This window comes from Microbacterium sp. (assembly GCF_043427715.1).
Lineage (GTDB): Bacteria > Actinomycetota > Actinomycetes > Actinomycetales > Microbacteriaceae > Microbacterium.
Genome location: NZ_JBHWTD010000039.1, coordinates 1 through 9,942, shown reverse-complemented (window position 1 = coordinate 9,942; position 9,942 = coordinate 1). Strand labels below are relative to the sequence as shown.

The 9,942-nt window shown below is 70.7% G+C and carries 8 protein-coding genes; 4 read left to right on the top strand and 4 right to left on the bottom strand.

Going from position 1 to position 9,942, the window contains the following annotated elements; translation table 11 throughout:
- Positions 1–266: 266 nt before the first annotated feature.
- From ACHFGS_RS03770 to ACHFGS_RS03760, 3 genes are all read left to right on the top strand, one after another.
- Positions 267–1,067, top strand: a complete 801-nt coding sequence (locus ACHFGS_RS03770) for an SDR family oxidoreductase (protein ID WP_394278959.1) — start codon at positions 267–269, stop codon at positions 1,065–1,067.
- Positions 1,068–1,147: 80 nt separating this feature from the next.
- Positions 1,148–2,548, top strand: coding sequence for an MFS transporter (locus ACHFGS_RS03765; protein ID WP_394278966.1), 1,401 nt, complete (start codon positions 1,148–1,150; stop codon positions 2,546–2,548).
- Between the two features lie 69 nt (positions 2,549–2,617).
- Positions 2,618–2,887, top strand: coding sequence for a hypothetical protein (locus tag ACHFGS_RS03760; protein ID WP_394278960.1), 270 nt, complete (start codon positions 2,618–2,620; stop codon positions 2,885–2,887).
- Between the two features lie 44 nt (positions 2,888–2,931).
- Here ACHFGS_RS03760 and menC read toward each other — a convergent pair whose 3' ends face one another.
- Positions 2,932–4,068, bottom strand: coding sequence for an o-succinylbenzoate synthase (gene menC, locus ACHFGS_RS03755; protein ID WP_394278961.1), 1,137 nt, complete (start codon positions 4,066–4,068; stop codon positions 2,932–2,934).
- Positions 4,069–4,139: 71 nt separating this feature from the next.
- Positions 4,140–4,811, bottom strand: a complete 672-nt coding sequence (locus tag ACHFGS_RS03750) for a GNAT family N-acetyltransferase (RefSeq protein WP_394278962.1) — start codon at positions 4,809–4,811, stop codon at positions 4,140–4,142.
- A gap of 114 nt (positions 4,812–4,925) precedes the next feature.
- Here ACHFGS_RS03750 and purU point away from each other — a divergent pair, with 114 nt between their 5' ends.
- Complete coding sequence (purU, locus tag ACHFGS_RS03745) at positions 4,926–5,804, top strand: formyltetrahydrofolate deformylase (protein WP_394278963.1); 879 nt, start codon at positions 4,926–4,928, stop codon at positions 5,802–5,804.
- A 48-nt stretch (positions 5,805–5,852) separates the two neighbouring features.
- Here purU and ACHFGS_RS03740 read toward each other — a convergent pair whose 3' ends face one another.
- Positions 5,853–7,835 carry a M13 family metallopeptidase gene (locus ACHFGS_RS03740; RefSeq protein WP_394278964.1) on the bottom strand — a complete coding sequence of 661 codons (1,983 nt, stop codon included), beginning with the start codon at positions 7,833–7,835 and terminating at the stop codon, positions 5,853–5,855.
- A 69-nt stretch (positions 7,836–7,904) separates the two neighbouring features.
- Complete coding sequence (locus ACHFGS_RS03735) at positions 7,905–9,689, bottom strand: lipase family protein (RefSeq protein ID WP_394278965.1); 1,785 nt, start codon at positions 9,687–9,689, stop codon at positions 7,905–7,907.
- Positions 9,690–9,942 lie beyond the last annotated feature (253 nt).

The following is a 9,942-nucleotide window of genomic DNA, read 5'->3' as shown; positions in this document are numbered from 1 at the left end:
CCCGACGCGGTCTGAGGGGCCGGGGGTCTGACGGCGGGCCTCGCCGAAGCGGGGCCGGCCGGCGCCGACCGGTCCGTCGCCCGACGCGGTCTGACGCCGGGCGTGCGCTAACTCCTCAAGATCTGCCCAGACCGCCCGTTCGGGCGGCCTCCGGTGCCGACGTGCGCCGGATGTGAGGAGTTAGCGCACGCGAGGCGCGGGTAGGGCGCGGCCGGGCCGGTGTCAACCGGGTACGGGAGCGGAGCGCGGGTACGTAGCGTCGCGGCATGGACTTCACCCCGCGCACCGCCATTGTGACCGCTTCGGACTCCGGCATCGGCCGGGCCACCGCCATCGCGCTCGCCGGCGCAGGCCTCGACGTCGGTGTGACCTGGCACTCCGACGAGGACGGCGCGAACGAGACCGCCGAGGAAGTCCGTCGCCTCGGCCGGAAGGCCGTCGTCGCCCAGTTCGACGCGACGGACTTCGACGCGGTGCCGGGCGTGATCACGAAGCTCGCGGAGGAACTCGGCGGCCTCGACGTCTTCGTCAACAACGCGGGCGGCGGCACCGGCGGACCGTTCCTCGACCTCGATCTCGACGGCTGGCGCACCGTCGTTGCACTCAACCTGGACGGCGCATTCCTGGGCATGCACACCGCCGCGAAGCTCATGACGGAACGAGGCACCGGCGGCCGGATCATCGCGGTCACGAGCGTGCACGGCTCTCAGCCCCGCGTGGGCTCCGCTCCCTACGTCGCCTCGAAGCACGGCCTCGAAGGCCTCGTGAAGACGATGGCCCAGGAGCTCGGCGATCGCGGCATCACGGTCAACTCGGTGGCCCCGGGCGAGATCGCGACCCCCATCAACGACATGGAGGGTGACGAGGCTGAGAAGACGCACCGCCCCGGCATCCCGATCCCCCGCCCCGGAAAGCCGGAGGAGATCGCCGACGTGATCGCCTTCCTCGCCTCGCCCGCCTCGTCCTACGTCACCGCTGCGACGTGGGTGGTCGACGGCGGGATGCTGCAGATGGGGCCGCAGGCCGGCTCGCACCTCGAGTCCGACGCCTGGCGCCGCGACGGCTGACCGGCCGCCGCGTGTGACGGCGGCGATAGCCTGAACGGGTGGCCCCGGGCAGCGAAGACGACAGAAGACGACTGACCCGGATGCCGAACCAAGGCGCCATCGTGATGGTGCTGGCGGTCGCGGGGCTGTGCTCCTCGTTCATGTTCACCCTGATGGTGCCGATTCAGTCGTCCCTCCCGGAGCTGCTGGACGCGAGCCGCGAGGACACCGCGTGGGTCGTCACGGCGACCCTCCTCGCCGCCGCGATCATCACGCCGATCGCCGGCCGCCTGGGCGACATGTACGGCAAGCGGCGGATCGTCCTCGTCCTCATCGCGCTCCTGGTGCTCGGCTCGGTGATCGCCGCGGCATCCCCCGGCATCATTGGAGTCATCGTCGGACGCGCCCTGCAGGGCGCTGTCACCGGGGTCGTGCCGCTAGGGATCTCGATCATGCGCGACGTCCTGCATGAGGACCGGGTCGACTCCGCCATCGCGTTCATGTCGGCGACCCTCGGCGTCGGCGGAGCCCTCGGTCTCCCGATCAGCGCGATCATCACCCAGACGAGCGACTGGCACGTCCTGTTCTGGATGTCGGCGGGGCTGGGGACGGTCGTGTTCGTCCTCGTGCTGTGGATCGTGCCGCCGAGCGTCCTGAAGACCGCGGGCCGGTTCGACTACGTCGGGGCCACGGGTCTCGCGGTCGGCCTCACCGGCGTGCTGTTGGCGATCTCGCGCGGCAGCGAGTGGGGCTGGATGTCGGCGCCGACCCTGCTCCTCGGGATCGGCGGCGTCGTCGTGCTCCTCCTCTGGGGCGCCTACGAGCTCCGCATCACCGAGCCTCTGCTCGACCTCCGCGTCGCCGCACGCCCCGCGGTGCTGCTCACCAACCTCGCCTCGGTCGCGATGGGGTTCTCGCTCTTCGCGTCGAACGTGTCATATCCGCAGATGCTCGAGATCCCCACCGCCGCGGGCGGGTTTGGGCTGTCGCTGCTCCACGCCAGCCTCGTCGTGATGCCGTCCGGTCTGGTGATGATGGTCCTCTCCCCCTTCTCGGGGCGTCTGGCTCGCACCGTCGGTCCGCAGCTGCTGCTCGTGCTCGGTGCCGCTGCGCTCATCGTCGCCTACGGGTTCTCGCTGCTGCTGGCCACCGAGGTGTGGCACATCCTGGTCGCGAACCTGCTCATCGGCGTCGGGATCGGGTTCGGCTACGCGTCGATGCCGATGCTGATCATGCGCTCGGTGCCGCCGTCCGAGACGGGGGCCTCGAACGGGCTGAACGCCCTCTTCCGATCGCTCGGCACCTCGACGGCTGCGGCCCTCGTCGGCGCGGTGCTCGCGTCGATGTCGGTGGTCCGCGACGGCGTCGCCGTGCCGACGCCGGCCGCCTTCCAGACCTCGTTCATCCTCGGGATCGGCGCCGCCGCCGTCGCCCTGCTGATCGCCTTCTTCATACCGCGCCGTCGCGACCCGCACGAGGCGCACCCCTCCCTGCCGCACTGACGAGGACAGTCGGGGGGAGGCGTGGCATCCGCTCGACCGAAATCGCCGCCGACAGGCGAAGATGGACGCATGAGCTACGCGACCGAACGCCCCACGAACAAGACCGCTTGGGCCGCCTTCTGGGTCGGCTTGATCGGACTGATCCTCATGCCGATCCCGCTCGGCATCGGGCTGATCCTCGGCGGCGGGCTCTCGCTCATCGCCGCGGTGCTGACGATCATCGCACTGCTGAAAGGCCTCGCGCGGCGCGGCAAGGGCATCGGGCCGGTGGTCTTCGCCGGGATCTTCGTGCTGCTCACGTGGGCCGGGATCTCCGTCGGCGGCGGCACGCTCTGGTGACCCGCGCCCGACGCTACCTGCGCTGAGCGCGGCACCCGCACGCCTCAGCGCCGGAGGGCCTCGCGGGCGACGGTGAACGCATCGAGTGCGTCGGCGTCGATCTCGACGCCCAGCCCCGGCCCGGTCGGCACACGGACATGGCCGTCTTCGAGGACGGCCGGCTCGGTCACGATGTCGCGCTCATAGAAGCGAGCGGATGCCGACACGTCACCCGGCAGCGTGAACGCGGGAAGCGCCGCGAGCGCGGCGTTGGCCGCCCGGCCGATCCCCGTCTCGAGCATGCCGCCGCACCACACCGGGATGCCGGCGCCCTCGCAGAGGTCCGCGATCCGGACCGCTTCGAGGTACCCGCCGACGCGGCCGGCTTTCACGTTGATGACGGTCGTCGACCCCAGCGCGAGGGCGTCGCGCGCGGCCTTGACCGAGGTGATCGACTCGTCGAGGCAGATCGGGGTCTTCAGGCTCTGCGCGAGGGCGGCATGGTCGACGATGTCGTCCTCCTGCAGCGGCTGCTCGATCAGCAGCAGGCCGAACCGGTCGAGCTGCGCGAGCGTGTCGGCGTCGGCGAGGGTGTACGCGGAGTTCGCGTCGACCTGCAGCGGGATGTCGGGGAACGCCGCCCGGACGGCAGCGGTGTCGTCGATGTCCCGCCCGGGGCGGATCTTGATCTTGATCCGCACGTACCCCTCGTCGAGGTAGCCGCGGACGGTCTCCACGAGCGCCGCCGGATCGGACTGGATGCCGACACTCACCCCCGACGGGATCATCACCCGCTCCGCGCCGAGGTACGACGCGAACGAGCGCCCCTCGGTGCGGAGGGCCGCGTCGAGCGCGGCGAGCTCGAGTCCCGCCTTCGCCATGCGGTGCCCGACGAAGGGCTCCAGGATCTCCGGGATCTCCTCGGGAGGGAACGTTCCGCGCTGCTGCAGCGCGGGGCCGAGCCAGCGGGTCGCGACGTCCCACGCCCCCTGCGTGTACTCGCTGGAGTACAGCGGGGCGTTCTGCGTCACGATCTCGCCCCACCCGTCCACGCCGTCGGAGGTGCGCGCGCGGACGATGATGACCTCGCGCACCGTCTCGGTGCCGAACGAGGTCGTGAACGGGCTGACCAGCGGGATCTGCAGCACGCGCATCTCGATCTCGTCGAGGGTCACGGCGGCGGCGGGCGTCACGATCGGCATGCCGCCAGGTTACGGGGCCGTGCTGCGGCATCCCGCAGGAAGAGGGCGACGCGCGGGGCGGCGCGCGGCTGTCAGGGCCGGACGAAAAGGTAGCCGGCCTCGTCGCGGAACCCGGCGACCACCAGGCCCTGCTCGAAGAGCGCATCGAATCGCAGCCGCACCTTCTCGCGCCAGGCCTGCGCCGCGGCGGGATCGTCCTGCCGCATGGCCTCGATGTCGCGCGGCACCGGGACGGTCTCGATGATGTCCTGCTCGGGCGGATTCGTGCGGCGCCCGCCCGACAGCGCCCACGACACCGTCAGCCGGTCGGCGTCCGCGCCGTAGTGGTGCGGCTCATGCCCCACGACGCGGGCGCCCAGAACGAGCAGGTTGAAGTGCGCGTTGCGGGCGATGAGCGGATCGAAGGTCCACGTGATGTGCCCCACGTCGTGACCGATCGCCCATTCCCGTTGGTGCTGCTTGAGCCGTCGCCCCAGACCGTGCGCGCGATAGTCGGAGTGGATGCCGGTGATGTGCGAGTGCATGGAGCGTGTGTCGGGCGGCCCGAAGAAGGCCGCCGACGCGCCGATCATGCGCTCCCCGTCGTAGAGGCCGACGACGTAGTTGCCCGAAGCGGCGAGGGCGCGCAGCAGCTCCGCCGACACTCCTGAGCCGTCCGTCCACACCTCATCCAGCACGGCGGCGGCCCGCCGCGTCTCGTCCGCCGTGCGGAGTTCCTCGATGCGGATGTCCTCGTCGTGCATGAGGCCACGCTAGCGCGGCCGCCCGCGCACCGTGCAGGTCGGCGTGCCCGCCCCGATCAGCGGTCTCGGGCGGCGGCGTCCGCGGCATCCGTCGGCACAGGGCAGAATCGAAGGATGACCGCGCCCGTCCCCCCGCTGCACCCCGCCCACGCCTGCCTCATCGTGCACGGCAAGGACACCCCGGGAATCGTCGCCGCCATCTCGGCGATGATCACGCGCATCGGCGGCAACATCGTCGCGTTCGATCAGTACTCCGACGACCCTCGCGGCGGCGCCTACTTCCAGCGCGTCGTGTTCCACCGGCCCGACTTCGCCGCCGCCCGGCCGCAGATCGAGGCCGAGATCGCCGACACGCTCGCCCCGTTCGAGCTGGAGTGGTCGCTGACCGACCAGTCGGTGCCCAAGCGCATGGCGATCCTCGCCTCGAAGCAGGACCACTGCCTGCTCGACCTGCTGTGGCGCAACCGCCGCGGCGAGCTGCCCGTGACGATCCCGATGGTCGTGTCGAACCACACCACGTCGGCCGAGGACGTGCGCTCGTTCGGGGTGCCCTTCTTCCACGTTCCGTCGGTGCCCGGCCCCGACAAGTCGGCATCCGAGGCGAAGATCCTCGAGCTGCTCAAGGGCAACGTCGACTTCGTCGTGCTGGCGCGGTACATGCAGATCCTGTCGCCGGAGTTCCTCGAAGCGCTCGGGGTGCCCGTCATCAACATCCACCACTCGTTCCTGCCCGCGTTCATCGGCGCCGAGCCATATCGCAAGGCCAAGGAGCGCGGCGTGAAGCTCATCGGCGCGACGAGCCACTACGTGACCGGCGACCTCGACGAGGGCCCGATCATCGACCAGGACACGATCCGCGTCACCCACGCCGACACGATCGAGGAGCTCGTCCGCCGCGGCGCCGACGTCGAGCGTCAGGTGCTCTCGCGCGCCGTCCGCTGGCACGCCGAGGACCGCATCATCCGGCACGGGAACCACACGATCGTCTTCTGACCCGCGCGGCGCTCACCGGCCTAGAACGGACCGGGGCGCCGCGCCGGCTCACCAGATGGTGACGCGCTGGTCCTCGTCGAGCCACAGGGCGTCGGACTCGGTGACCCCGAACGCGGTGTAGAACTCGTCGACGTTGCGGACGATCTGGTTGCACCGGAACTCGTTCGGCGAGTGCGGGTCGATCGTGAGGAGCCGGATCGCCTCGGCATCGCGAGCCTTCTGCTGCCAGATCTGCCCCCAGCTCAGCAGCAGGCGCTGGATGCCGGTGAACCCGTCGACCACGGGACCGTCGGGCTCCGTTGACCCGGTGGCCTGCAGGTGCAGACGGTACGCCTTGATCGCGATGCCGAGCCCGCCGAGGTCGCCGATGTTCTCGCCGATCGTGAGGGCCCCGTTGACGGCGTGATCGCCCGACAGACCCTGCGGGACGAGCGCGTTGTACTGCTCGATGAGCGCCTTCGTGCGCTCGGTGAAGGCGGCGCGGTCTTCGTCGGTCCACCAGTCGTTGAGCGCGCCGGTGCCGTCGAACGCGCTGCCCTGGTCGTCGAAGCCGTGCCCGATCTCGTGCCCGATGACGGCACCGATGCCGCCGTAGTTCGCGGCCGGGTCGCGCTCGAGGTCGAAGAACGGGAACTGGAGGATCGCGGCGGGGAACACGATCTCGTTCATCAGCGGGTTGTAGTACGCGTTGACCGTCTGCGGCGTCATGAACCACTCGTCACGGTCGATCGGAGCACCGAGCTTCGCGATCTGGCGGTCGTGCTCCCACGCGTTCGACCGGCGGACGTTGCCCGTCAGATCGGATGCCGAGATCTCGAGGTCGCTGTAGTCCTTCCACTTCGCCGGGTAGCCGACCTTGGGGGTGAAGCTCGCGAGCTTCTCGAGCGCGCGCTCGCGGGTCGCGGGGGTCATCCACTCGAGGTCGGTGATCGACCGGCGGTACGCCTCGATGAGGTTGTCGACGAGGGCGTCCATCTCGGTCTTCGCCTGCGGCGGGAAGTGCCGTTCGACGTAGACCTTGCCGACGGCCTCGCCGAGGGCCGCCTCGACGAGGGAGACGCCGCGCTTCCAGCGCTCTCGGTTGACCGGCACACCGGTGAGCTCGGTGCCGTAGAAGGCGAAGTTGGCGTCGACGAACGCGGAGGACAGGAACGGTGCGGACGCGCGGATGACGTGCAGGCGCAGCCACGCCTTCCAGTCCTCGAGGCGCTCGTCGGTCAGGAGCGATCCGAGACCCTCGACGAAGCTCGGCTGGTTGACGTCGACCTCGGTGATGGCGTCGGCGCGACCGGGCGCCACAGCCTCCCGCCACGGCGCGAGGTCGACGCCCGCGAGGGCGACGGTCTCGTCCCAGGTCATCAGGTTGTAGGTGGCGACGGCGTCACGGCTGCGGACGTTGTCCCAGTGGTGACCGGCGAGTTCGGTCTCCAGCGCGACGATCCGGTCGGCCTGGGCCTCGGCATCCGCGATCCCCGCGAGGGAGAGCATCGTGGCGACGTACGTGCGGAACGCGGCCCGCGTGCCCTCGAAGTTGTCGAGGCGGTAGTAGCTCTCGTCGGGCAGGGACAGTCCGCCCTGCACGACGAACAGGATGTAGCGCGTCGGGTTGCCCGGGTCGGGCTCGATGTAGGTGCCGAACAGACCGCCGATGCCTTCGCGCTCGAGCGTTCCGACGGTGTGCAGCAGTGAGGGGATGTCGGTCACCTGGTCGACGAAGGCGAGCTGCGGGGCGATCGCGTCGGCGCCGGCGGCCTCGATGGCATCGGTGTCCATGAAGCTCGTGTAGAGGTCGCCGATCTTGCGCGCCTGGGTGCCCGGCTCGGCGGCCTGCGACTCCTCGATGATGACCTTGACGTCCTTCTCGGCCTGCTCCGCGATGAGGTGGAACGATCCCCACCGTGCCTTGTCGTCGGGGATCTCGGTGCGCTCGATCCACGAGCCGTTGACGTAGCGGAAGAGGTCGTCCTGCGGACGCACCGTCGTGCTCAGCTCGTCGAGGTGGATACCGGAGGGCAGCGTGTTCTCGGTCATGCGTCCCAGGATATGTGCGGTCGTGGGGGCGCAGACCGGGGACGGATGCCGCGGCGCGGCGTCTGCTCGTCAGTACCGCGTGGTCGAGCAGCCTTCGGGAGCGGGGACGCCGGCGAACCGGTCGCGGGTCCATTCGATGAGCTGGTCGAGCAGCGGCGACGGCCGCTCGACGACGGCGGCGTGCTCGTATCCGTCGTAGATGCGGAAGTCGACGTCCTGCCCTGCCCCGCACATGCGATCGACGTATTCGGTCTGCGCGGTGACCGAGATGACACTGTCGGCACCGCCGTGCGCCAGGAGGAGAGGCGCGGTCTGGTGGAGCGGCGCGGTGTTGCGCCGCAGGAATCGGCCGAGGTCGCCGGTGGACGGCGGTGTCGAGAACAGGCGCGCATCGCCGCTCATCCCGAGGGCCGCAGCGACCGAGATGATGATGGACGGGTCGGTGAGGCAGCGCTCGGACATCTTCCGGAGAGTGGTCTCCGCGCCGGGGCGCACGTAGTCGGCGTAGGTGATGCCGGGGTAGATCTCCGAGAAGGAGGCGAACGCATACGACGCGAAGATGCTGCCGCCGGTCACGTCCGCGATGTTCTCGACGAGCGCCGACGGGTCGGCGGCCGGGGCGAGCGCCGCGACGCCCTGCACCCACAGCTCGGGCGCGTAGTCGCGGGCCAGCGCGCCCGCCCAGAGCGCCGAGCCGCCTCCCTGCGAGTGTCCCCAGACGACTGTCCGGACCCCGAGGTCGGCTTCCGCGAGCTCGCGCGCCGCGCGACCGGCATCCAATCCCGCCCGGGCACTCGGCGGACCGATCAGGTACGGGTGCGGTCCTTCGGTGCCGAGCCCGATGTAATCGGTCGCGACCACCGCCCAGCCCTCGTTGATCAGCGTGGGGAGGATGTACATCGCACCGGACCACATGCCCCGCTCCTGCAGGGACGGTGCGCAGTGCTCCGCGAATCCGGTGGTGCCGTGGTGCCAGTTGATCACCGGCCACTGACCGTCGCCGTTCTTGGGCACGGCGACGATGCCGCTCGCGACCCGCACCTCACCCTCGACGCCGAGGGTCGTGTAGAGGATCCGCCAGCCGTCCGCCGTGCCGGGGATGCCGGCGGTGAAGGGCTCCGCGCGCACCAGCCGCCCCGGCTCATCGGGCAGATCGCGCGGTGCCGCGTAGAACTCGTCGACGACGGTCGATCCCTCCCGCAGCGGCGCCGTCACCACCGCCGTCGTCACGGCGAGGGCGACGGATGCCAGGGCGATCACCGTCCGGCCCCAGCGGCGCCGCGGGCGCTCGCCCTCGGGCTTCGCGGCGTCATTGCGCCGTCGAACGCGCGTCCACAGGTCGACGACGCCGCTCATGATGAGCCGCGCGCCGAACACGACCGCGACGACCAGGAGGGTGATGTCGGGCCAGAAGAGCGCGAGGGCGCCGAAGATGACGCCGGACGCGCCGAACGCGGCATCCGCTATCCGCGCGTCGATCGTGCGGCCTCGACCGAACGCGGCGATGAGTCCGAGCGCGCCGGCGGCGAACAGAAGGATGCCGACGAGGCCGGCGAGGAGACGCACGGTGAGCCCCGGCGCGATCAGGACGACGAGGCCGCCGAGGACCCAGGCGACCCCGGTGAGGGTGCGCCAGCGCGGGCGAGCCTCCTCGTCGGCGCGCCCGGTGAGGTCGAGGACGCCGGTCAGCACCATGCCGCCGCCGATGAGCCACGCGAGCACGTCGAGCGCCGTCGTCGGACGGATCACGATGACGACGCCCAGGATGAGCGCCGCGACGGCGATCGCGATGCGCACCCATTCGGGAAGTCGCGCGTGCAGGCGTCCGAGGGCGAGGCGCTGCAGGAACCGCATGCGTCACCTTCCTTCTGCTGGACACCGGATGCCGCGGGTACGGCGAGGCCTCCACGCTAGCGAACCACGCGCGGTGGGCCCGGGCTTCAGGTGGCAGCTCGCGCCGCTCCGCGGGCGGCGGTTTCAGAGTCCTAGCGCAACACCTCGTCGAGGAGGTTCGTTGTGTCGAGGAAGATTCCGTGGGCGACGCGGGCGGGCGCGGTTCGAGGGCTGATCGCGGGTCGTTCTGCGATCGAGTTCGCGCCGACTCTGG